The sequence below is a fragment of the Streptomyces sp. NPDC005775 genome, assembly GCF_042871565.1.
Classification (GTDB): domain Bacteria; phylum Actinomycetota; class Actinomycetes; order Streptomycetales; family Streptomycetaceae; genus Streptomyces.
On record NZ_JBIAIU010000002.1, the window covers coordinates 510,312 to 532,514 of the forward strand.

The window sequence follows — 22,203 nt, forward strand, 5'->3', positions numbered from 1 at the left end:
GTCAGGACTCCTTGATGGACTTGGTGAGGGCGTCAACGGCCGTGCGGACGGCCCGCAGCTCGTCGCGGATGGTGATGACCGCGTTGTAGATCGACCGCAGGTAGGCGGACGGCTTCCAGAACTTGTTCTTCGCGTAGTCCGGCGCGAACTCCGGGGCGGGGACCATGTCCTCGTCCCAGGTGGCGCCCGCGATGTCTCGCTTGCTGTAGCCCGCCATGGGGTCCTCCTCGGTCGGGGTGGTGGTTGTGCCCGTGGCCGCGGCCAGGACAGCAGCGATGGGGAACGTTCCGGGGTCGCCGTGGTCGTTCTCCGGGACGTGCTGGTGCCCGCAGTGGCCCTTGAACGCCAGCCACTCCGCGTTGGCCATGCGGGTCTTCGTTGCCCCGTAGCTGGCCGGGTAGGCGACGAACGTCTGCCCAGACGTGAGCGGCACACTGTGATGGTCGCGGGCCCAGCGGGCGAACGCGCCCAGGTCGCGGATCACCCAGTCCGGCAGATCCGCGGTGTACAGGTGCGCCTTCGTGCCCCACCGCTTGTGCGCGGTCGGGTCGCAGGTGCCGACGAGCTCCACCTGAACGGCGTTGAGCGTGTTCGTCTCCACCCCGCCGGCCCGGTTGACAAGGGCGCGGGACGAGCTGTCGAAGTCGAAGTGCTGGTACCAGACGAGGCGCTTGGCCTTGAAGTCGGGCACTGCGGTGAAGTTCGGCGCCATGGATCCGCCGTCGTAGGCGGGCAGGGATGTGCCCTCGGTCGTGTGCCAGACGACGACGTTGGACTCCATTGCGGATCCCGGGTACTTCGAGCCGTACCAGTAGCCGGTGCTGGCGCCGGGGTACCTCTGCGGGCCGGTCTTGGCCATCAGCCCTCCAGGGCATGAAAGAACCCCGGGCCGGTTGGCGCGGGGCGGCGAGTAGGGGTACGGGTTCAGGAGACGGCGAGGTTCGACCAGCGGGCCTTGACGTCGCGGACTCCCAGGTGGGGGTACATGTCGCCCCGATAGCTTGAGTCCGTGACCGTGACACTGGCCGGGTTACTGACAGTGGTCCGGGTCGCGGTGATCTGGCCTGCTGTCACCTGCACCCGCAGGTGGTACACCGTCCCCGGGACGAGGGTGGCGCCGGTGGTCCCGCCGAGCTTCGTTGCCGCCGTGGTCCCGCCGCAGGTTTTGAAGATGTCGACGGACCCGTTGCTACGGACCAGGATGTTGTAGCCCGCTGCCCGCGCGCCCCCGGTGGTGACGTCGTCGTCGTACTCAACGTCGCCGGTGGTGAGCGTGAGCTGCAGCGACGCCCCGGTGGAGTCCGCGACGTCGAGCACGAAGTCGAAGTCGATGGTGAACGCGCTGGGCAGCGGCCCGAGGTAGCCCTGCATCACCCCGAGATAGCCGAGGTTGTCAGCGTGCCGGGTGCCAGAGGTATCGAGACCGAACCAAGCTGGCGCCTGGAAGAAGCCGCGGTCCTCTTTGCCGTCGACGATGCCGAGCATCCCGTGGAAGTACGTTTGCGCGGAGAAGATGTCCCGGGTGCGCATCGGTTCGGTCGCCTTGGCGTGCCATGGGTCGTCGGAGATGACCGCCCACACCGCGTCCAGGGGCAAAGCCGCGTAGTCGCTGCGCCGGTTGACGGTGTAGACGATGACCTTCAGCCCGGCCGCGGCGGCTGCCTCGATGCTGGCAACCGGGGTGAGCGCGGGGTTCAGTCCGATGTACTCGGTGCCAGCCGCGAGAAGGCCGGCATAGGTTTGCCCGTTCAGGGTGCCGTCCTCGTCGAGGAGGATTGTCGGTATGCCCGCGGCCCGGGCAGCGGCCAGCTCTGTTTCGTTCCACGCCATGATGAGGACGGAATCGGCGCGCTCGTGCCGCTGCACCGCTGCGACAGCTGCCGCGCCGCTTCCGGCGTTGTTGCAGTGGACGACGAGCGGGACCAGGCCGCCGAGCTCGGCAAGGACATCCACGAACAGCGGGATGTGCAGGTCGTTCGGCCATGAGTCGCAGAACCAGTTCCCGGCGTCGACACGGCCCCGCAGGACGGCCGGAGTCGTCAAGCCGCCGGTGGGCCCGGTGAGGTTGCTGGTTCGGGTGGCGGTGCTGTCGTGCGAGACGATGAGCCCACCGTCCTGGAGTAGGTAGACGTCGATCTCGATTGCGTCGATGCCCAGCTCGGCGGCCATCCGGAAGGCCTCGATGGTGTTCTCGGGGGCCATGAATCGGCCGCCGCGGTGCGCGATCCAGCGAGGTGCTGACAGGTCGGCGAGCTCCGCCCACGTGGCTGCCGGGTAGGTCGGGTCAAACGGCACTGGATCCCCTTATCAGAGCGTGTACATGATGTTGTTGAGGCTGATCCACGGGGGGGTTGTGGCCGCAGACTTGGCGACGATTTCCACGGTTCCATCCGGGTTGAAGTCGATCTTCATCGACAGTTGGTCGGAGGTGACACCCGAGCAAGCCGCGGTGACGGTACGGCGGTCCGTCGGCCGAGACCCCGCGGGCATGACTGTCGACAGGAACATGCCGTTGTTGGCCGGGGTTGCGCCGCTGTAGGTGACCTGGATGCCGCCCGACCACATGATGGCGGTCTCCCCGAAGAGGTTGACCCGGCGCCAGCGCACGGTGCCGTTCGCGTTGCCGTTGTTGGTGTAGCCGGTGGCCAGGGCAGGGGCCGTCCAGGTCTGCGAGCCGGCCGCCACGACTGTCCACGCCGACCCGTCGTACAGGGTGAGCAGATTGGTGTCCTGCAACCAGGCCAGCATGCCCTCGACCGGTGCGGTGAGCGTCGCCCCGCGGGTGGAGGCTGACGCGAACCGCATGATGGAGCGGGGAATGAGTCCTGCGGCAAGCTGGGCAATGGCGTCCGGGATACTCGGCGGATCCGTCATCTGTGCCAGGTCGATGCCCTGGCCGTAGCTGTCCGACGTCGGCATGTGGCCTCCTCAGAGGTCGTAGTAGGAGCCGTCCAGGGCGAACCAGGCGGTCGTGTTCGGGGAGACAAGGCCGTGGATCTGCAAAACCCCAGCCGTCGACACCTCGACCGCTGTCACGCCCTTGGTGTCAGCGCTCGTCTGGCGGCGCACGGCCCATGTCCTGGCATACGGAGGCCAAGCGGCAGCGGGCAGAGCCGACGAGAACGCGGTCTGGGTGGTGACCGCGGTGGTGCAAGAGACGGAGCCCCGGAGCTCGACCCGGTCCGATCCGGCGATCGTGATGATCCGGTACTCGGCCGGCCCGAAAATGGCCCGCGGGGTGGTGAACCCGGTCAGCAGCGGAATACTCGTCCAGCCGCCATTGGGTGCTGTGGCCCCTGCGTACCGGCCCAGCGCCACGGCCGCCCCGGCCGAGGAAACCGTCACCCGGATGATGTCGCCAGCGCTCGGGGCCTGATAGGCCTCGTCTCGCAGGGCGATGACGCCGTCCGTCGTGGTGACGGTTCCGTCCGTGCCGACCGTGTCGACAACAGCCCGGTACCAGTCGCTGCCGCGCACCGAAGGAGTTGTGGCACCGGCCCGGACAGCCTGCCGTTTCATGGAGCCAGCCATGCCGCGATTCGACGCACCAGTCGCTTTCACCCGTCCTCCTTCGCCGAGATTGTTCCGATCGGGAAGTCGCCGCCGACGTCCAGCGGGACGGTGAACGATGCGATTTGGTGGAGCTCGCGAAGCCCGTCGGGGTGCATGACCCGGATGACGTCGCCGGGCTCCAGGGCCGGATTTGGCAACGAGCTGAGGTCGCCCTTCGCGTTCGGCGCCTTCGCCGCGATCAGCTTCACGTTCGCTGCCGCTGCGCACGCGACGAGCGTGGTCAGGGTTGAGCTGCTGTACGTCGTAGGCCGGTGTCCGAACGGGCCGTCCCAGTACGTGGGGCTGCCGGGGTCCGAATCAACTGCCAGGTACTGCACTGGAGCACCCGCGTCCGAGGTCTCGCCCTTCGCGAGGACGCCGTTGAAAACGCCGTCCAGACTCATTGCACGAGTGCCTTTGACGTAGACGCCCCCCTCGGTCGCCTCGACGGCCCAGACCGGATCCACGGAAAGGACGTCGGGCAGGACACTGATGACGAAGGTGCCGTCCGCGTTCACGAAGCACTCGGCTCCGGCTGCTGCCGAGACTTCCTGGCACGCCGCCCAAGGATCACCGTCGACATCCCACGCGCGGGGTCCGATCGGCGTGTCGACGATGAGGCTGATCACCTGAGCGTCCGGAATGGACCGGGTGATCAGGGCGGTGATCGCTCCCACGACTGTGCCGGTCGCCTGGTACGGCGCAGTGAACTTGTCGTCGGCGACGATCGCCGAGATGTCCTTACCCGTCAGGGTGACGGGCCCGTCGCTGGGGTCGCCCTCCACTGTGTCCAGGCGGAACAGACCAAGCGGGACCAGCTCTGGGGCACCGGAGCCGTAATCGACACCGCGGCTGATCAGGAGCCGGGCCCCGTAGGTGGCGAGCTGATCGGTTGGGGTGAGAGGGATCAGTGACACGTCCGCGCTGGTCACGGAGCACGTCCGGCGGATTGTCTGCCCGCGGTCGACGGTGACACTGCCACCGGTGTGCTCGACGGGGACGACCCTGCCGTCCGTCAGGAACAGGAGCACCTCCGTCACCGGATTGTGAGACTCGGCAAGGCGGGGCAGGAACCGGCTACTGACGGGGTACACCGTTCACCCCATTCGGACGTCGAGGAGCAGGTCCTCGCAGGTGGCGAACGTGTTGAGGAGGTCCGCGCAGGTTGCGAATTCGGCGACGACATCCGTCCATGTCCGACCAGCGGAGCCGTTGACCCCGGTGGTGACGGGCATGTTCTGCTCGGTCAGTGGCAGCGTCCAGGACCTCATCGGGTCCATGGCGGTGCCGCCGGTTCGGCCTTCGCCGATCTGGCCGACGCTGACGTACATGTCCGCGACGCCCATGCCGGGTGCGGCCTGCCACAGGATGGTGTGACCTTCGTCGAGGAGCCAGTGCAGGGCGGCCCGCTCCTCATCGGAGATGGTCCACAGGGTGAGGTCTCCCTCCAGGCCCTGCCGCCGCCCACCGAGGACCACCTTGTTGCGGCGGCCCTTGACCACGTAGGCGGACTGTTCGATGGGGCGGGCCCAGTCGGGGGCGCGCTGCACGATCGCGGTGGTGTTCCGCTGGGGGTTGCCCGGGTCCTTGAGCCAGGCCCGGTTGATGTCGGTGTGCGGGACCGTGACGGTAGTGGTGGTGCGGGTCTGCACGTCACCGCCCACCGGGTCGGTGATCTCAACGCGGTAGGAGACCGGTACGCCAAGGGGCGCCTCGTAGTCCTCGATCACCATCAAGTCCGAGGTGACAACCGTCGTGCCGTCATACAGACCGGCCGGGCCACGAACCAGTGTCAGGGCGCCCGACGCCGTGACCCGGAAAACCTTGATGAGCTGGTCGAGAGGGAGTTCCCTCATGGTCAGCGTCACCGACGCCGTCGCCTCCGTGGCCGTCACAGTCACCAACGGCAGCGCCGGCCACAAGGCCACGTTATCGAGGCGGATCACCGAGCTCGTTGCAGTTGCTGTGAGCGTGAGCTCAACCGCAGCCTGCGTAGCACCTGCTGGGGCTGTGAGGTCGCCGAACAGGTACCACCAGCCGGGGGTGGGGGCGCTGGCAGCGGCGACGGACGTCAGTCCCAGGTCCGTGTTGGTGGCGCTGTACCAGCGGACGCCACGGGTGAGAGTCCACCCACCGGCGGCGACCTGCTCGCAGTACATCAGGCGGTACGTAGAGCCATCAGCGACGAGTGGGTACTTTGCGCTGCGGATCGTACTGCCGGTGGCTGTCGTGCTGGTCACAGTCAGGCAGTACGAGCCGTCGACAGCTGCGGCACCCCACGGTGTGGAGCGGGCGAGTGTGGCCACGCCAGCGGTCTTCGTCCAGCTGCCGACCCCCTGCTCGAACGACGCGTCGACGTAAGGCAGGACCGATCCGGCCTGGATTGTGGGGGCTGCCGCAATGACGGCCTGCTCCACTCGCAGCACCTGGCTGGCCGATGCCCCCACCAAGCCGACAGCCATTCGGGCGGTCACCGCAGTGCCTGGTGCCGGTGCTGAGACTCGCTGGCGTTGGAATCCTGTGCTGGTTGCTGCCAGGGTTGCGCGGGTTGCGGAGAGTTGCGTGTTCGTTGCGTCGTAGAACCGCAGCTCAACCCATGCGGACGCTGCGGTGGTGGGCGGCGACAGGTAGGCGTATGCCTGGTACTCGACTCCGGGTGTGACCGTCGGCTGCTCGACCGAGATCATTGCGGCGTTACCCGCGGCCGTGGCCGTCATGGCGAGGACCTGGCCCCCCGACCAGTACCAGTCAACAGCCCACGAGGTGGGGGGCGCCTGGCGGCTGATCGTCGCATTGGTCTCGGAGACCCAGCCCGACGCGTCAATCTCGCTGGACTCCGTACCGAAGCCGAAAAGGTTGCCGGTCGTGCGGATGGGGACGCCCAGGTAGACGTTCTCCCAGTAGTGCGACACCAGCGCACCAGCCGCCGTCGACGACAGGATGATGCGGACCCGGGTCGCCCCCGACGGCGCCGGACCCGCCACCCCCACCCGGTGCCACGACGCGGAGGCCGCAGACGTGGTCAGCGACCACAGGGTGGATCCGACCGGGGTGTAGGTGTCGTCGAGCCACAGCAGTCCGATCCGTTCGGCCTCCGTGGCGCTGGAGGCGTCCGCGAAGACCTGATAGGTCTGGCCGGCTGTCACCGGGTATCCGGTGACGGTTTCTGCCTGCGTTTCGCCAGCCGCACCGCTCCTCACGGTCAGCACCTTCGGCCCGTTGCGGCCTCCAGTGCCTGACAGGAATGTGCAGTTCAGGCGAGGCCGCCAGCCCGTGAACGTGGGGTCCATGCTCTCCGCAGCCGCGGAGAGCATGTTGCCGGGGATGGCCATCAGTCACCCCCGCCCGCGTCCAGGATCTGCGACAGCTGGTCAAAGCGTTCGGTGACGACGCCATGCATGGTGCCGATCATTTCCTTGCCGTCCAAATAGAGTGGTCCTTCCAGCACCATCTGTCGGGGTGCCGTGCTCGTGGAACCCCTCCCCATGAGGGCGTTGGCCTGCTGCGTTGTGAAGACGGGCTCGGGCCGGCCGGTTCCGTTGTAGGCGAGGTTGAGGCCGGGTTGGAGGTAGCCGCCCTGGTCGTACTTCCCCTTGTAGGCGTAGTGGCTGGTGAAGAGGTTGTTGTTCCAGGCGCGCGCCGACTTGCCGACGGTGACGCCGTCGCCGCCCCGTGATTCGACGTTCACCCCGTTCAGGGTGCCTGCGGTGTGACCGACACCCGCGTTGGTGATGCCGATCATGTACGGGGACTTGCCGTTCAGGACCCATCCGGGCGGGGCCGTCTGTCCAGAGAACGCCCCGGTCGCCCAGCGGCGGTGGGGCTTCTGCCCGCGGATCACGGACTCGATCGCGGACACGAACCCGGAGCAGTCCCATGACGGGTTGCCGTTGCCGCCCCACTGGTAGGGCTTCCCGGCCTGGGTGCGGGCCCACTTCAGCCCGGACTTGAAGCCGCCGCTGCCGATGCCGGCCTGGCCGAGCTTGGTGTCGGCCTTGTCGGAGTAGCCGACGATCGTCTTGACCATCTTCTTCGGAACCCCGGTGACCATGTCCCGGTACAGCGACGCAGACCCGGCAATCTTGTTCAGGAGCGGCTTCACGACGGCGTTCAGCCCGGCTTCCGCCGACGACTTCACCCCGTCCTTCAGCCAGCTAACACCGGACTTTGCGAGGTCGACAGTCTTGGATGCGGCCGAGCCGACCCAGTCGAAGATGCCGCCCTTCGAGAACCCGCCCTGGAACTGGCCCAGGGGCTTGCCCTTCATCGCGGCCGCGTTCACGGCGTGCAACCTCGCCCGCTCATACGGGTTCCGCATCGCCTCGGACACGTACACGCCCTCGCCGCGCCGCATCGGAACGAGCTGGTCGTCACCCTGCCGGTACGACGACGTACCAGGCAGGACACCGCCTCGGGCCCACCCCTTCGTTTCCATCGGGTCGATCTTCGGCGCCCCAAAAGCCTTCGCGATCAGGTTCCAGGTGGGCACGATGCCCGCGTTGTAAATCTTGTCGATGATGAACTTGACCGGCGTCTTCGCAATGTCCTTGACCTTGTCCCACGCCGTTTTGATGAAGTCCTTCGCATCCTCGAAGGAGTCACCAACCGCCTTGACGCCCTTCTTGATGTTGTCGAAGGCGGGCCTCAGTGCGTCGTCCCACAGGGTCTCGCCGGCGTCGCCGATCCAGCCGAAGACCGGCTTGGCGTAGTCGTTCCACAGCTCCTTGATCTTCCCGCCGAGGAGCCCGATGCCGAGCTTCATCAGCACCCAAGCGGGCTGGATCTTCTTTTCCCACAGCCAGACAGCCTTCTCCCCGATCCACGTGAACACGGGGCTGAATACGTTCGTCCACAGCCACTTCGCGAGCGTCGCAATCGCCTGGAAGGCTGGCTGGATGGCCTTCTCCCACAGCCACTTCGCTTTCGCACCGATCCAGCCGAAGACCGGGCCCAGGGCGTGCTCCCACAGCCACGAACCCACTGCGGCCAGGGCCTTGAACGCCAGGACCAGCGGGGCAATGAGGATCGTCAGAACGATCGTCGCCAGGATGCGCGCCGCCGCACCAATGAAGCTGAACACCGGGCTGAGGATGGTGTTCCACAGCCAGGACGCTGCGGTGCCCACCGCCGTGAAAGCGGTCACCAGGGCGCCGAACACCGGCTTCAGGATGGTGTTCCAGACGAACAGCGCACCCGTCTTCAGCGCCGACCACACTGCGTCGACAGTGGTTCGGAACCACGCGAAATGCTTGTACGCGTAGATGACCGCCGCGACGAGGGCAATGATCCCAATGATGATCAGCGTGATCGGGTTCGCCTTCATGACCGCGTTGAAAACGAGCAGGCCAAGCGTCCACACACGGGTTGCGACGAACGCCACATACATCAACTGGATCAGCCACGGCAGCGTCGTCGCAATCGACGCAATCGCACGGCCGACCGCACCCAGGATCTGCAGTACAGGACCCGACAACGGCTCCAGCGCCTTAGACATCTGATAGAAGCCGCTACTGATGTCACCGATAGCCCGGGCCAGCACCGGCCCCTGCTTCGACGAGTAGGCGAGGAACTTCTCGAACTTGTCGGACCCCTTCAGGCTGGTTCCCCACGTGGCGAACCGGCCAGTGATCCGCTGCATGGTCTTCGAAATCGAGTCCATGTGCGGCAGGAACGCCTGGATCACACCGGCCATGCCCTTGAAAATCCGGCCGAACGACGCGCCCACGCCGACGATCGCGGGCTCAACCGAGCCCGCCAGGTCCTTCTTGAAGCCCTTCCACCACGGCGACTTGAAGCCGGCCGAGGCACGGTCCTGCAACGTCTTGATACCGCGGGCCGCAGCCAGGACGAACGGCGTTAGACCCGGCAGTGAGTTCTTCAGCCCGATCAAGGCCCGGGTGAACAGCGGCATCACCTGCGGCTGCAGCGACGTCGACCACGCCTTGAACGCCGTCCGCAGCGACGTGAACGCGTCGAACGTGCCCCGCGCCGCCGGCGTCAGCTTCGCCAACTCCGCCTGATACTTCGCCTGCGCCAGGGCAGCCTGATCGACGCCCCCGGCCGCCGAAGCGGACGCGGAGGCAATCTGACGCTGAGCCGACGAGATCGAGTCCGCCGCGGACTGCTGCGCAGCAACCAGAGACTCCTGGGCGCGCGCCACGGAGCGGGCCCCGTCCTCCTGAACCCGGGTGACGTTGCGCTGCGACTCGGCGACCTTCTCCTGCGCCTTCGCAATGTCCTGCTGGCCAGTGACCTGCTGCCGGGCCGCCTCGCCGCGGGCCTTGACGAGCGCCTTCTGCTGGTCGGCGACGTTCTTGTCAGCCTCCGCAATGCGCTCCTGCGCCGTCTTGACCCGGTCGGATCCATCGACGCCGGCCTTGTCCGCCGCCGCCTTTTCCTTGGTCAGCGCCTTCGTCTCGGCCTGCTGCTCCTTGAGCCGCTGCACCGCCTGGTCGTAGGCCAGCTGGGCGCGCTCCTGATCCGCCAGAGTCGCCTTCGACCCATACGCCTGCAGCGTCCGGAGCCGGGCCTGCGCCTCCTGTACGTCCAGGACAGCGTCCCGCTCCGACAGGTGCGCATTCGTGACACGGTCTGCGAGCGCGGCCAGGTCGGCCGCCGCATCCTTGCGCGCCTGAGTCAGGTCTTCCTGTGCCTGCCGGGACGAGCGCTGAGCGTCGGCGAGGGACTCCTCAGCCTGGGCCACCCGCTCGGCCGCATCACGCTGCCGGTCCGCCGCCTGCTGCACCGCATCCGCAAGAGACGCCTTCGCCGCCTTCACCTGCTGGGCGGCCTGCACATTCGCCTCAGCCGACGACCGGGCAGCGTCCGCCACCGACTCCTCGGCCTGCCGGATCTGCCGGGCACCGTTACGAACCGCGGATGCCAAAGCTTGCTGGGCACCCGCCATCTGCAACGCCTTCGACGCACCCTGCCCATTCGACTGAGCACCCTTCAACGTTGACGCGCTCGCAGCATCCTGGGCGGCCTTCTGCGCCTGCAATGCCCCCGCGATTCCGATGATGGCGGGGGCTGCCACCGCCGCTAGCACGCCCACACCGATTGCCGCCGAAACGGAGGCGGCGCCCACCGCACCGATACCGGCGGCCAGGATCGGAATGGCCGGGATGATGGCCAGGCCGCCGATAGCGACGGTGAGCTGCAGCACCGCGGACAGGGCTCCGCCCGTGTTCACGTTGACTCGGGCGGTCTGACCGTCCAGCCGGTTGATCATTCCCTGGACGAGTGCAAGCTGGGCGGCGGCAGCTGCGGCGTCCACCCGCACCGCCACATCCGCGTCCGACGCCGACAGGCGGGCTAGCCGTGCCTGCAACTCGTTGATCTTCGCGGTTGCTGTGGCGGCATCAATGTCGATACCGATCCGCTGGTCGGCAAGGCTGCTCAACTGGGCGCGCAGAGACGCAATCTCCGCCTGCGCCGGGGTCGTGTCCGCACCAATGTTGATGTTCGGCAGCGACGCCTGCGCCTGCTGCACCGCAGCCCGCATCCGCTGCCCGAACGTCCCGTCCGTCTCCAAACGGATGTGGCCAGGGTTCGCCGAGATCCGATCGATCTCCTCACGGACCGCCGCAAGCTCCGCGCGAGCACGCGCCGTATCCGCGCGAATGGTCACATCAGGGTGGGAGGCGCCCAGGCGACGCAACTGCTCCTCGATGTCCGTGATCTCCGCGCGCGCATCGGCGGCGTCAATGTCGACGCCGATGCGCTTGCTGGACAGGGCCTCCATGCGGGCTCGCAGCGCCTGCAGATCCGAGTCCGCCTCGGATGTGTCCGCACCCACCGTAATGTTGGGAAGGCTGCGGAACGCCGCTTCGATCCGGGCCCGAGCCGCCCGGGCGAACGCCCCACCGGTCTCCTCACCCTGCCGGGTAGCCGCCGGACGCGCAGCCGCACCACCCTGGGTGATGCCGGCACGGAGAGCCCCACGGATTTCAGCAGTGATCCGGGCAGCGATCTGCGAACCGATCTGCTGACCGATCCGCAGCCCAATGTCGCCGATCTGCCGCTGCATCGCCGGGCCGAACGAGCGGCCAGCCGCATTACCCGCGTCCTCGCCGGCGCGAGTAGCGGCCGGAACGAGAGCCCTTTGCAGCCGCTGGTAAATGCCCTGCGTGTTCGGGATGACATCGACCTCGACCGAGCCGACACTGATCGCCACGGGAGCCTCCTCCCGCGCGTCAGGCCGCGCCTCCGTCTGGGTTAAGCATGTTGAACAGGAAATCTGCGTGCTGATCGGTCAACTGTTCACGCTTCTTCGGAACGCCAGCACCAACACCCGGCCGACGCATCGGCTCCGGCCTGGTCGGCTTACGGCCCTTGCCGTCCGAGTTAGCCACCACGGTGATGTACTGCAGATCCCTCAGCGCATCCGAGATCCCCGCAAGCAAGTGCTGATCCATCGACCAGCGGCCCCTCTCCGGCTCACCGTTCTGGGCCTGCTCCGCGTACTCCTCAGGGGTCAGGGCATTCCGGAGCGCGGTCATCGTCGCGGACTCCGGCGGCAGGCGCTGAATCAGCACCCGCAACCGGCGCGACGTCATCTCGCCCCGCCAATAGGCGTCGATCTGATCAGCGTCCCGACTGCAGTAGAAGGCAAGGTCGCCCTCTACCTCCTCCGGGTACGCCTCGACGACGCGGCGGGTCCACGCGATTTCCCCAGGCTCTCACCACCGCGCTGCGCGGCCTCCGACACGAACGCCTCGAACTCGTCGTTCGTCGGGTCGATCTCGAAGTACAGGTCGAGGTCCTCGGGGTGCACCACCTGCTCGGCGAAGTAGGTGAAGTTCGCGTTGGAGAGGGCCGTCTGCCACGACTGCCTCCACGCCCCGGGCGGGACGATGCGGATCTCCTCCTCGGCCAGCATGGCCGTCACGTAGTGGCCTTCCGCCTCGATCTCCTGCGCGGCGGCCGGGCTGGTCTCTTCGTCGTCGAAGACGTCGTCACGGGCGGCGGGTGCGAGCTCGCGCGGCGTCCGGACCGGACGGGGCGCGGTTGTGCGGGTGGATGTGGTGCGGCTGTTCGCGGCCATCGGCGCGGGCCTCCTCAATCGTGGCGCGGGCAAAAGGGTGAAGGGTGGGCGGGCCGGGCCCGCGCCAGCAGAAATGGCCCGCCCACCCAGCTCAGGAACCCGTGTAGACGGGCGTCACGGGAAGCTTGTCGACGTGGTAGACGGTGTTGCCGGCCTCGTCGGGGTACGTGGTGATCGTCCACTCGTAGCCGGACATTTCGTCCTGCTTGAAGGTGACGTCGGAGCGGTCGTTGATCTCGCCCTGCGGGACGTAGAAGCCCTTGTAGGCGTCCCCGTCGATGACGAGGAACCAGAACGCGCGCCGGTCCGGAACCGGCGACGAGGACTCGGCGTACTTGGTGAGGCCGTCCTCGTCCGGCTCCAGCACGGCCGCATCCAGGCGGTACTGCAGGGACTGGACGGCGGTACGAGACGTCTCCCACACCGTCAGCCCGAAGGTGCGGACCGACTTGGTGATCTGCGTGCGGAACGGAGAGGACAGCCCCCACGGCGTGAACTCCTGCGAGTCCTCGTCGAAGCCGTAGGTCAGGCCGTCGTCCGAGATGGCGCCGAGCGGCTCATACGGGGCGAGAGGCTGCGTCAGCGGCGAGTCCGGGGCGGCGGTGCCGACCGGCGCCACCCATCCCCCGCCATTTGCTCCGACGACGGCGAGATCCGCAGCGCGGGTGATCATGACCATGATGTTCTCCAGACATGGAAGAGCCCGCGCACGGGCGGGACAGAAGGGCGCGGCGCGGGCCCAAAACCGGTCAGGAAACCGGGTGACTGTAGATCTGATACGAGGCCCCGACACGTCGGAGCCCCGTGTTCTCGTAGGGGCGCACAGCAGGCGGCGGCGACGACGTGACCCGCCCGTACACCGCCCTGCTGGTCTGCGACCCGGCCAGCTCCGTCATCAGCCAGCCACGAATCAGCAGCGCCAGATCGATGGCATTGCCGCGGGTATCCGCGTACACGTCGATGTCGACCAAGGCGCGATCGAGTCGGAAGCCGTCATCGCCGCCGGCAGGAATTCGCTGAATCTGAACGGTCGGCAACTCGTTGAGGAGGTTGTTGTCGACCTCGTCACGGACGACCACGCCGGGCCCGGCCTTTGCCTGCAGCCAGCCGATCAGATCCAGCTCGATGTCGACCGAACCCACGACTGCCATCAGTCGGCCTCCAACGCCTCGCGGCCGTCGAGTGACGGGTGCACGTAGACCCAGGCAGCTGATCCGTTGATGTCGAGCGGCACGGTCGTGGGACCGCATACACAGGACGCGTCATCGGCCTCGGTGTCATGTTCGATCAGGTCGTTGCGAGGTGTGACATGTGCGGTGGCTGCCATCAGCGACCACCCGCCTGGGCGGCCCTCAGCATCACGTGATGCGCCGGAACCTTCTCCGTGCCGTACTCCACCCAGCGGGCGTAGTACGCCGTGTTCGTGACCGTGGCAGTCGCCCGGTCCTTCCGCCGGCCGCCACGTGAAGTCGAGGTCACCTCGAACGACGCCTTGTACTGGCCCGGCGTCGCCTTCCACGTGCCGGTGTACACCGGCGCGATAGTCACTGCGACACCCCGGATAACCTCGGCACGGCGCACCATTTCCGCCCGGACCATGTCCGAACGCAGTAGCTGCCCGACACCCTTCTTGGACATCTTGAACTTCGCGGGCATCATGACCACCTCGACTCATTGGGGGCGGCATGGACGTCAAGGGCGTACAAGGCGGCATCAGCTTCGACGGCGAATGGATCACCATCACGAAGAAGGAAGTCGGCCAGCAGCAGCGACAGTTCCGCATCAGGGCCGCAGACGTCACCGGCACCAGACTCAAGCGCGCCACCCGGCTCTTCCACGGCTACGTGCAGTTCGTCCTGCCCGGTAGCGGCCCAGCCACAGAGGCGAAAGGGCTCCTGGCCGGCGGCCGGCCGCACCAGTCCGACCCGCACAGTCTGTCCATCCGGCACAGCGCCAACGACGCCGCGCAGAAGCTCGTCGCAGCCGTTGAACAGGCCCGACCTACCCCGTAACCCGGTCCGCAGCGAACTGCACAGGGCCGCGGGTGCCTGTGAACGGCGACTGATGCCAGTCCCCCGGCTCCCCCGTCACCTCGCACACCTGGCCGCGGATCCGGAACTGGTCCGTGGTCAACACGTCTGTGTTCGGTGGGGCATACACGGTGAACCCGACAACGACCGTGTCCCTCTCCTGCTGCTGCGCGCCGCCCACCTGCGGAGTCTCCGCACGAGGCGCCACCACACAACCAGCAACCGGGGTCTCCGTCACCGGCCCCGGAATCGGCTGCCCCCGACCATCACGGCCCGGGGACGGACCGCGTCGGATTCGCACGACCGTCTCCCCATACGGATACGGGGCCGGCATCAGCCATACCCCCAGCCGGGCTCGAACTCGTCCGCGAAACCGGCGTCATCGACAGGCCACGTCGGCGACGGGTCAGCCGTCTCCGGTGTCGGATCCACGGTGTACGCCCCGCCCCGGCCCGCCAGCGACTTGAGGGCGGACTTGTCGGCCTTCGTCAGATACAAGCCGCCCGAACCCGACGGGCGCTGAACCGACATCGGGCCGATCGTTTCGTAGGACACCTGCTGAGGATTGACGTAGGCGCGGCCCGCCACGGAGAGGACGACCGCCTCGGCACCCTCCGGGAGCGGCCTCACTACCGTCTGGCAGAGCTTCACAGCCGTCGAGATGAGCAGGTCGGCCCGGTCGCCCTGGATCTCATCGAGCCCCAAATAGAGACCGAGCTGCTCGGCTGTCGGCGTCACAAACTCCATCGGGACCTCCTACCGGGCAAGGCCCTCAATCACATCGCACCACACAGCCAGTTCGGCTGTCGGATCCAGCTCTGCACTGCGGGCCTTCGCCCGCTTCGACGCCAACCGGTACTCGGCCGGCTGTAGCAACTTCCGGAGGACCGCCTCGTAGCCCTCGACGTCCTCGCGGTCGACGAAAACCCCGGCCTCACCCAGCGACTCACACAGGCCAGGCGTGGGGTGAGCCACGACCGGAATCCCAGATGCGAGCGCCTCCACACCGGCTCGGCCCCACGACTCGTAGGAGCTGGGCATGAGCAGCACCTTCGTGCGGGCGTACACCTTCTCCCGCATGTCCTCGCCACGGACGTGCTCGACGATCTCAACGTTCGGCAGGTCCGGCAGAATCTGCTCCCCGTAGGCGCCGCGCACCGCGAGGAACTGCTGATCCGGCATCCGCTCCGCCAAGGACCGAAGAACCTTGCCGCCCTTCTCAGGGTTACAGTTGACCAGCGTGATGGCCTTGCCCGGTTTCGTTGCGTACTCGTCGGCGAACACCGGTGGACGCACAATCAGCTCACTGCCCGGCCGCACACCCTTCGGATACTCGGCGAAGAACAGATCCGCCTCCCGCCGCATCCACTCACTGTTGTAGACCGCCAGAGCAGTCCCGCCAGCCGCAGCATCACGAAACGTCGGCCGGTACGTGTTGTGGCAGACCACCACCAACGGAGCCCCATAGCCGCGGGCCATAGCCGCTGCGGACGGAACCGTCTCCAAGTGGGCGATCAAGGCATGCGCCCGCTTCACCGCCGTCGGGAAATCCAGGCGGGCCTCCAAAGGCACCACCTGAATCCCCCGGTAGTCGTACACCTCGTGGGCCTTCCCGTACCGGGACAGCCACACCTGCACATCGTGCCCGCGCTCCACCAGAGGCCGCAGCATGGACACGAGCATGTGCTCAGCCCCAGCATTGTGCTCCGGCGGCATCGCGTGAACACGGGCCACGATGTGCAGCGGCTTGGCGGTCCCGCCCGGCGCGGAGGCCGGGACCGCAGCCATCAGCTACCGCTCGGGGTGCCGGTGAACTTCACGAACGCCTGCGCGTCGCCCTGCACGTACCCGTAGTACGCCTCCGCCAGGATGAGCACCAGGTTCTCCTGGAACGCGGAGTGGACGCCGCCCTCCTCGTCGATGTACGTGGCCTCCTTGGAGATCCGCACGGTGATGTCCATGCCGACCCCGTAGGCCGCCTGCGACCAGTCGCCGCCGATCGCCCGCAGCCCGGAGTCCGAGCTGGTGGACTGGCGGCGCTGCTTACCCGACACGCTCCGGGAGTACGCCAGCGGCTCACCGATCAGGGTGCCCGCCGACGCCATCTGCGTCCCCGGCACCGTCGTGTCGACCAGGATCGGCCGGCCCGTCGTGTCAGTCGCCAGCAGCAGCTTCGGCTTCAGCCGGTGGTCGGCGATCGTGCCGGTGTAGTCCCAGTCCTCGTCGATGACCTCTTCCATGCCGGTCACGAGGTCCGCCCAGATGCCGCCGTTCGCCTGCGCGGCCGTTCCCAGCGCCACCGAGTTGGTGGTCATCGCCAGGTAGTCGGTGAACGGGCCCGCCGCGCCCTTCATGGTGAGGCCGTGGATCGCCGCGTGGTCGAAGGCGCGGGCGAACGCCGTCGGCAGGTCACGCTGCAGCTGCTCGTACAGGCCGCCCGCGTTGGTCATCGCGACCTCTTCGGCAACCGGGATGAGGACGGCGACCTTCTTCGCCGTCATCTGCTTGATGCCGACGCTGGACGTCGACAGGGGCTTCTTCGCTGCCTGCCCCACCCAGTCCGCGGTCGGGACGTCCATCGGGATCGGGACGCTGGTCGTCGCGTCGATCGCCAGCGGCGCCGGCCGGGCCAGCGCCATCACCGCCGACTGCTCGACCGACTTCTCGAAGATCGGCGCCGTGATCGTCCGCGGCAGTAGCGCGGCATTGACATCGGACAGCTTCAGGGGAGCGGTAACCGCCATGATCGTCTACTCTCTGCAGCTACTTGAGCTGCGACTTCATCCACCCGGCGAACTCATCCGCCGGGGTGAGGGGGCGTGTCTTGTTGGCGCCGGACGCCTGAGTGCGATCCGGTGCGGGACGCCGCGGGCCCTCCTGGGGCTGGACTCGCGCCCAGTGCGGCTTGCGCTCCAACAGCGCCTGAAGGTCGGCCTCGATGGCCGCCTCGTCGATGTCGCCATCGCCGTCGATGTACGAGTCGAGATCCAGCGCACCGACCGCATCCTCCGGATCCGCGAACCCGGCGCCGGCCAGCGCCTGCACCTGGGACTTCACCAGGCGCTTGCGGGTCGCCGCGATCCGTTCCTCGGCCGCGGCGAGCTTGTCCGTGAGGCGCTCGGCGTCCGTCTTCTCCGCGTCCTTGATGGCCTGGAGTTCGGCCTGGGCCGCCTCAGCCTTCTTGAGGCGTTCGCGAAGGTTCTTGGACTCCGAGTTGGCCTTGCGGATCTTTGCTTCGGCCTGCTTCCGGTCGAACGGCTTCTCCTCGCCGCCGGCGTCCGCCTCCTGGGCGTCCTCCGTCGACTCGGTACCGTCCGCCTCCTCGGTGGTCGTCTCGTCGACGACCTCCTCAGTGCCGACCTCGGACTGCTGCTCGGTGCTCTCGTTGTTCTCAGGCATGGCGAATCGGCCCTCCAGGGGCTGTGGAAATGAGAAAGGCCGCCACCAGGGCAGCCATGGGTCAGAAAGTCATTGGGGTGCTACGGCAGCGGATGCGCGTCGCGATCCGCCAGCGCTCGCCGGAACCGCCGTAGCTGGTCACCGGAGTGGCCCTGCGCGTACTCCTGGTACAGCCGGTCCCACTCCGCCGCATGGGTGGACAGCTCGAAGCGCTGACCGCGAAACACCGGGATTACGCAGCAGTTGCACGAGTTGTGGTACTTCGCCGTGCCGCCGCCCAGGAAGGAATCATTGGCATCCCCGCCAGCCGTACCAGCCGTGGCATAGACCATCCCGCGGGATGCCATCAACTTGCAGAACGCGCACGCACCCAAAGCGGCAGCCCGGGCGTAGCCGACAGCCTGACGGTCCCCGCGGACGGCCTGACGAATCGTCTCCCGCCCCTGATCGGCCACAAGCTTCTGCGCAACCGCCTCGGCTTGGCTTTCTGCCACGTCGAGGCGCTCATCCAGCGTGACCGTCGCACCTTCACCCTCGGGCGCCCAGATGCCGTGAGTCGCCCAGCGGAGACTCGCCTCCACCTGCTCCGGCGGAGGCCTGTCCGCCAGTGGCGGAGTGAAATCCCCGGACACCTCAGCCGCAGCACGTTGCCCATCGAAGAACTCCGCAGCCAACGACGCCGACATGTCCCCGTACTGGGCCACCACCTCATCAGCGGCAGCCAGCCAATCCGGGAACGACGCCTGCAACCGGGACGGATTCAGGAAGCGCCGCAGCCGGCCAACGTCCCGCAGCAGCAGCCGCGACAAACCACGCTGGGCGCGCCGATACCGATCCGCGCCCTCACTACCATCAGACGCCGTCGACGCCATCCGGCACCTCCGGAAGCACTGCGGGCGCCGCCTCGTCACCCAGCTGCGACAACCGGTCCAGCAGACCCGACCCGGCAGTCGTCCGGCGTCGATCCATCCGCACCCGCTGCCGCTGCCCCTCCGTCAGGCCAGCCATCTCCAACGCCACATCGGAGTCGGCCGGAATGATGCCCGCCTGCACCAACTTGACTGTGGCATCCGTCTGCGCGGCCACCGTCGGGGTCGCCGGGTTCCGGAACACGGTCTCAATGCGGCGCGTCTTCTCCGGAGGCTCCCCGTCCCGCACCCACAGGGCCAGGCGCATCGCCTGCTGCCACGCGGAACCGAAGCGGCGGATCCGGCGCTCGGAGCGCTTCACCAGCTTCGCCTCAGTACTCCGGATGGCATCCGCAGACGCCGGGTTGTCGGTGGTGTAGCCGAGCATGTGCGGGGGGAGCCCGAATTGGGCCGACATGATCCGCGCATACAGGTCGATGATTTTCGTCATGCCGGTCGGGTCATGAGCAGCGAACTGGCCCACTGTCGGAACGTTGCCGTCCTCATCCCGCTCCAAGGCGAGCATGCGGCCGATGTACGTCTCCCACGCAGACTTCGCTGTGCCGTCTGCGTCCTGGAATGCCGACTCGCTCACACCCAGCAGATATCGCTGCGGCGCCCCGAAGAACTCGGCGGCCACCTCGATACCCATCAGACGCCGGCATGCCGCATCCGTAATCGACATGACCTCGGGGGTGATCTCCGACCGGCCAACCCGGTCGGCGGTCCGCTGCCGATTCGCCATCCGCACGACCGGAACCACACCGAGCCGGTGCATGTCCCGCTCAATGACCTCCCAACCACCCGACGGGGAAGGCAGACAAGTAATGGTCTGATCGGGGGTGTACAGGACCAGCATCCGCTCCTCAGGGCCCGACTCGATGTACGAGTCCGCGGCACACTCCCTCAGGGCGGCGGTCCCCATCCGCAGACGGGCGTCCCACAAAAGGGTCATGTCCAGAGGTGATTCCACCGTGATCAACGGCGGGCAGTCCTTACCGCAGTCACCGGACCCGACCGCCAGGTACTCGCGGCCATAGATCAGCGCATCGGTGTGGGCGAGACTCGACTCCTCGATCAAGTCGTTCGCCTCGACGATCTCGTCCAGCTCTGTACTGTCCGCCCCGTCCGCCCACCGGACCGCCTCCAGGTCGATCCGCTCCTCCAGCGACTCAACGCCGACCCGCGGCCAACCGATGATCGTGTGCAAGCCCCTGAGCTGCGGAGGAATGCTGATGCCCAGGTCGCGGATCAGTTGCTCACCGTTGAAGTACGCATCCCGCAACAGGAGGGCATGCCGGTCGCGCAGCATGTCGCCGCGCAACATCTGGATCAGCGCCAACTCGTCATCCGACAGATGCACCAGCGGCAGCTCAGGAATCGAAACGGTCATCGCAGCACCACCACCCGTCCCCGGCCGCGCGCAGTCTTGCGCTTCTCGTTCTTCGGGCTGTTCAGGACGGTCCGCCGCAGCATCCGGGCACCGATCATGCAGATCGCAAGGTCGATCTTCCGGGCCGACTCCCGGTGCTCCTTACCGATCGTGATCCCCCAAGCGTTCGTCCGCCGACGGGCGTTGATCACATGGGTGCGCATCACCTTGTGCCCGTCGTGCATCAGTTGCCGCTGCAGGATGTCCTCACGGGTCCGCTTCACCGCCTCCGTGAAAGTCTCCTGATTTCGGCGGTCACGCATGTCCCAACGCACCGCGTGCGCCTTCGAACCGGCGACCACGGCGCGCAGCAACAGCTTCTTGCCGTAGGCCTGCCCCCAACGGTCGAGGAAGGTGTCCCAGTACATTTCGCCGTCCTCGTCCTGACCGGACCCCGGGTCGGCGAAGAACGCCAGCACCTTGAACCGGTTGAACGCGTTCGCGACAACGCCGTCGGCGTCCTCGCGCGGCACCGACCACGGCACATAGCCCGGGGTCTCCGGGGCCGGCCAGTTCGGCGGCTTCTGCCACACACCCAGCGTCGACACCAGACCATCCGACATTCGGCAAGCCGCGAGGCCGGTCGCGTCGTCCGACTTAGACCCGTCGAAGAACATGACGATCTCGTCGCCATCCACCAGCGCCAGGTCCTCGCGCTTGCAGGCGTCCCACTCGTGGCGGGCCATCCACGCATCCTCGGCCGCGGCAATCTGGTTGTACCAAAACCGCCGGCTGCGGCTCGGCGGATTACGAACGTCAAGGATCGACGCCTTCAACCGCTCAATGTCCAGCCACGTCGAGTCCCCGCGCACTGCCCGCAACGTCGGCTCGATCCACGCCTCAGTCAGCTTCGCCTCTGGCGGCGCCTCCAGGCTGTCGTAGAACAGCCCTGTATCCGCAGCCCGCCCCGACTCCACGGCCTCGTAGGCGTCACGGGTCCGCTCGGCCACCGAGTCCTCGCCGGGCTCAAACGCGTTCGTGTTCGCCAGCGTGCGGGACTGCCCGTCGGCTGACTTTGTCGCGTTCCGCTCGATGACCGCGGCCATCTCATGACCCGAGTTCGACTCCAACCAGTGGTGTGTCTCCCCCAGATTTACGGCCGTCGGCCGCCCCCCTTCGAGGGCCCTCGGTGACGAGGTCACCGCTTCGATGCGGGCCCGCCCCTTGTCGGCGTAGATGATTTCCTTGCCGAGGTCGATGCGGTACTCCTCGATTGCCCGCTTCGTCAAGATCGACGGGAACAGTGTCATCGTGTTCCGGGTCTGATCCTGCGACACCGCGGCAATCTGCACCCACGCCGCTGGATGCTGCTGCCCCAACGGCTGCCCCGGCGGGACTCCCCACTCGTTGCCCTCGTCCGCCACCTCGGCAAAGCGGCACGGGCCAACGAACTCGAACGCCGAGTACGTCGCGATGAGCGGGTCTTTTCCGTGGCCCTTCAACCTCTGAATGACCCCGTCGCGCCACAGAAACCGGTTCGTCACCGGATCCATTGCGTACCACCACAAGGTCAAACGAGCTTGCTCAGGCGTGTACTGCCACGGCGCCCCGACGTAGTGCTGCAGGTACGTCTTCGTCCACGCCAGCGCATGCCAGCCCAGCGTGTACTCCGGCAGCAGAAACCGGCCGTCCGGACCGCGCTTCCACGTCGGCCCGAGCGTGAACGGGACAACGACGTCGGGGACCTGCTCCTCAGGCTCCATCGCCACGGAGCTCTACCAACGGAGAGGTCCGCTTCCGCTCGTTCCGCTGCAGACACGCCTCGATGTCCTCACGATCCGACCGGTCGAAGAAGCCGCGCAGTCGAACCACAGCAAAGTCCCGCATGCCCTCGAT

At 67.3% G+C, this 22,203-nt stretch carries 21 protein-coding genes; 1 reads left to right on the forward strand and 20 read right to left on the reverse strand.

What is annotated here, in order from left to right; genetic code table 11:
• Position 1: 1 nt before the first annotated feature.
• The 13 genes from ACFYPA_RS05960 to ACFYPA_RS06020 all read right to left on the reverse strand — a co-directional run bounded on the left by ACFYPA_RS05960 (position 2) and on the right by ACFYPA_RS06020 (position 14,257).
• A complete protein-coding gene (locus tag ACFYPA_RS05960; RefSeq protein ID WP_389129820.1) occupies positions 2-859 on the reverse strand; it encodes a hypothetical protein in 858 nt (285 codons plus the stop codon).
• A gap of 65 nt (positions 860-924) precedes the next feature.
• A complete protein-coding gene (locus tag ACFYPA_RS05965; protein WP_389129822.1) occupies positions 925-2,295 on the reverse strand; it encodes a glycerophosphodiester phosphodiesterase in 1,371 nt (456 codons plus the stop codon).
• A gap of 12 nt (positions 2,296-2,307) precedes the next feature.
• Positions 2,308-2,919 carry a hypothetical protein gene (locus ACFYPA_RS05970; RefSeq protein WP_389129825.1) on the reverse strand — a complete coding sequence of 204 codons (612 nt, stop codon included), beginning with the start codon at positions 2,917-2,919 and terminating at the stop codon, positions 2,308-2,310.
• 9 nt (positions 2,920-2,928) lie between these two features.
• Complete coding sequence (locus tag ACFYPA_RS05975) at positions 2,929-3,531, reverse strand: hypothetical protein (RefSeq protein ID WP_389129827.1); 603 nt, start codon at positions 3,529-3,531, stop codon at positions 2,929-2,931.
• Positions 3,532-3,557: 26 nt separating this feature from the next.
• On the reverse strand, positions 3,558-4,646 hold the full coding sequence (locus ACFYPA_RS05980) for a DUF5047 domain-containing protein (protein WP_389129829.1): 1,089 nt from the start codon (positions 4,644-4,646) through the stop codon (positions 3,558-3,560).
• Between the two features lie 3 nt (positions 4,647-4,649).
• Positions 4,650-6,884: a hypothetical protein gene (locus ACFYPA_RS05985; RefSeq protein WP_389129832.1), complete on the reverse strand. Its 2,235-nt coding sequence runs from the start codon at positions 6,882-6,884 to the stop codon at positions 4,650-4,652.
• Positions 6,884-11,728 carry a hypothetical protein gene (locus ACFYPA_RS05990; protein ID WP_389129835.1) on the reverse strand — a complete coding sequence of 1,615 codons (4,845 nt, stop codon included), beginning with the start codon at positions 11,726-11,728 and terminating at the stop codon, positions 6,884-6,886. The genes ACFYPA_RS05985 and ACFYPA_RS05990 overlap by 1 nt, the downstream gene beginning before the upstream one ends.
• Before the next feature lie 19 nt (positions 11,729-11,747).
• On the reverse strand, positions 11,748-12,110 hold the full coding sequence (locus ACFYPA_RS05995) for a hypothetical protein (protein ID WP_389129838.1): 363 nt from the start codon (positions 12,108-12,110) through the stop codon (positions 11,748-11,750).
• A 65-nt stretch (positions 12,111-12,175) separates the two neighbouring features.
• Entirely contained in the window at positions 12,176-12,598 is a 423-nt protein-coding gene (locus ACFYPA_RS06000) for a hypothetical protein (protein ID WP_389129841.1), read from the reverse strand.
• Positions 12,599-12,689: 91 nt separating this feature from the next.
• Positions 12,690-13,271, reverse strand: a complete 582-nt coding sequence (locus ACFYPA_RS06005) for a phage tail protein (RefSeq protein ID WP_389129844.1) — start codon at positions 13,269-13,271, stop codon at positions 12,690-12,692.
• 76 nt (positions 13,272-13,347) lie between these two features.
• On the reverse strand, positions 13,348-13,749 hold the full coding sequence (locus ACFYPA_RS06010; RefSeq protein WP_389129847.1) for a hypothetical protein: 402 nt from the start codon (positions 13,747-13,749) through the stop codon (positions 13,348-13,350).
• Entirely contained in the window at positions 13,749-13,925 is a 177-nt protein-coding gene (locus ACFYPA_RS06015) for a hypothetical protein (protein WP_389129850.1), read from the reverse strand. Before ACFYPA_RS06015 ends, ACFYPA_RS06010 begins: the two co-directional genes overlap by 1 nt.
• Positions 13,925-14,257, reverse strand: a complete 333-nt coding sequence (locus tag ACFYPA_RS06020; protein ID WP_389129853.1) for an HK97 gp10 family phage protein — start codon at positions 14,255-14,257, stop codon at positions 13,925-13,927. Before ACFYPA_RS06020 ends, ACFYPA_RS06015 begins: the two co-directional genes overlap by 1 nt.
• Positions 14,258-14,283: 26 nt before the next feature.
• On the opposite strand from ACFYPA_RS06020, the gene ACFYPA_RS06025 reads away from it, so the two are divergent.
• Positions 14,284-14,610 carry a DUF4429 domain-containing protein gene (locus ACFYPA_RS06025; protein WP_389129856.1) on the forward strand — a complete coding sequence of 109 codons (327 nt, stop codon included), beginning with the start codon at positions 14,284-14,286 and terminating at the stop codon, positions 14,608-14,610.
• Positions 14,611-14,961: 351 nt separating this feature from the next.
• Here the strand turns inward: ACFYPA_RS06025 and ACFYPA_RS06030 are convergent, their stop codons facing one another.
• The 7 genes from ACFYPA_RS06030 to ACFYPA_RS06060 all read right to left on the reverse strand — a co-directional run bounded on the left by ACFYPA_RS06030 (position 14,962) and on the right by ACFYPA_RS06060 (position 22,070).
• Positions 14,962-15,375: a hypothetical protein gene (locus tag ACFYPA_RS06030; RefSeq protein WP_389129859.1), complete on the reverse strand. Its 414-nt coding sequence runs from the start codon at positions 15,373-15,375 to the stop codon at positions 14,962-14,964.
• Between the two features lie 9 nt (positions 15,376-15,384).
• Positions 15,385-16,299, reverse strand: a complete 915-nt coding sequence (locus ACFYPA_RS06035; RefSeq protein WP_389129862.1) for a glycosyltransferase family 4 protein — start codon at positions 16,297-16,299, stop codon at positions 15,385-15,387.
• A gap of 116 nt (positions 16,300-16,415) precedes the next feature.
• Positions 16,416-17,372 carry a phage major capsid protein gene (locus tag ACFYPA_RS06040; RefSeq protein WP_389129865.1) on the reverse strand — a complete coding sequence of 319 codons (957 nt, stop codon included), beginning with the start codon at positions 17,370-17,372 and terminating at the stop codon, positions 16,416-16,418.
• A 19-nt stretch (positions 17,373-17,391) separates the two neighbouring features.
• Positions 17,392-18,027 carry a hypothetical protein gene (locus ACFYPA_RS06045; protein ID WP_389129868.1) on the reverse strand — a complete coding sequence of 212 codons (636 nt, stop codon included), beginning with the start codon at positions 18,025-18,027 and terminating at the stop codon, positions 17,392-17,394.
• Positions 18,028-18,107: 80 nt separating this feature from the next.
• Positions 18,108-18,899, reverse strand: coding sequence for a hypothetical protein (locus ACFYPA_RS06050; RefSeq protein ID WP_389129871.1), 792 nt, complete (start codon positions 18,897-18,899; stop codon positions 18,108-18,110).
• Positions 18,880-20,328 (reverse strand): phage portal protein, encoded by a 1,449-nt coding sequence (locus tag ACFYPA_RS06055; RefSeq protein WP_389129874.1) that lies wholly within the window; start codon positions 20,326-20,328, stop codon positions 18,880-18,882. Before ACFYPA_RS06055 ends, ACFYPA_RS06050 begins: the two co-directional genes overlap by 20 nt.
• Complete coding sequence (locus tag ACFYPA_RS06060; RefSeq protein ID WP_389130398.1) at positions 20,325-22,070, reverse strand: terminase TerL endonuclease subunit; 1,746 nt, start codon at positions 22,068-22,070, stop codon at positions 20,325-20,327. Before ACFYPA_RS06060 ends, ACFYPA_RS06055 begins: the two co-directional genes overlap by 4 nt.
• Positions 22,071-22,203: the final 133 nt, after the last annotated feature.

Coding starts and splice junctions, on each gene's coding strand:
- ACFYPA_RS05960 (WP_389129820.1), bottom strand. CDS start 859: ATGGCCAAGACCGGCCCGCAGAGGTACCCCGGCGCCAGCACCGGCTAC.
- ACFYPA_RS05970 (WP_389129825.1), bottom strand. CDS start 2,919: ATGCCGACGTCGGACAGCTACGGCCAGGGCATCGACCTGGCACAGATG.
- ACFYPA_RS05975 (WP_389129827.1), bottom strand. CDS start 3,531: ATGGCTGGCTCCATGAAACGGCAGGCTGTCCGGGCCGGTGCCACAACT.
- ACFYPA_RS05985 (WP_389129832.1), bottom strand. CDS start 6,884: ATGGCCATCCCCGGCAACATGCTCTCCGCGGCTGCGGAGAGCATGGAC.
- ACFYPA_RS05995 (WP_389129838.1), bottom strand. CDS start 12,110: ATGACGTCGCGCCGGTTGCGGGTGCTGATTCAGCGCCTGCCGCCGGAG.
- ACFYPA_RS06000 (WP_389129841.1), bottom strand. CDS start 12,598: ATGGCCGCGAACAGCCGCACCACATCCACCCGCACAACCGCGCCCCGT.
- ACFYPA_RS06005 (WP_389129844.1), bottom strand. CDS start 13,271: ATGATCACCCGCGCTGCGGATCTCGCCGTCGTCGGAGCAAATGGCGGG.
- ACFYPA_RS06010 (WP_389129847.1), bottom strand. CDS start 13,749: ATGGCAGTCGTGGGTTCGGTCGACATCGAGCTGGATCTGATCGGCTGG.
- ACFYPA_RS06015 (WP_389129850.1), bottom strand. CDS start 13,925: ATGGCAGCCACCGCACATGTCACACCTCGCAACGACCTGATCGAACAT.
- ACFYPA_RS06020 (WP_389129853.1), bottom strand. CDS start 14,257: ATGATGCCCGCGAAGTTCAAGATGTCCAAGAAGGGTGTCGGGCAGCTA.
- ACFYPA_RS06025 (WP_389129856.1), top strand. CDS start 14,284: ATGGACGTCAAGGGCGTACAAGGCGGCATCAGCTTCGACGGCGAATGG.
- ACFYPA_RS06030 (WP_389129859.1), bottom strand. CDS start 15,375: ATGGAGTTTGTGACGCCGACAGCCGAGCAGCTCGGTCTCTATTTGGGG.
- ACFYPA_RS06035 (WP_389129862.1), bottom strand. CDS start 16,299: ATGCTGCGGCCTCTGGTGGAGCGCGGGCACGATGTGCAGGTGTGGCTG.
- ACFYPA_RS06040 (WP_389129865.1), bottom strand. CDS start 17,372: ATGGCGGTTACCGCTCCCCTGAAGCTGTCCGATGTCAATGCCGCGCTA.
- ACFYPA_RS06045 (WP_389129868.1), bottom strand. CDS start 18,027: ATGCCTGAGAACAACGAGAGCACCGAGCAGCAGTCCGAGGTCGGCACT.
- ACFYPA_RS06050 (WP_389129871.1), bottom strand. CDS start 18,899: ATGGCGTCGACGGCGTCTGATGGTAGTGAGGGCGCGGATCGGTATCGG.
- ACFYPA_RS06055 (WP_389129874.1), bottom strand. CDS start 20,328: ATGACCGTTTCGATTCCTGAGCTGCCGCTGGTGCATCTGTCGGATGAC.
- ACFYPA_RS06060 (WP_389130398.1), bottom strand. CDS start 22,070: ATGGAGCCTGAGGAGCAGGTCCCCGACGTCGTTGTCCCGTTCACGCTC.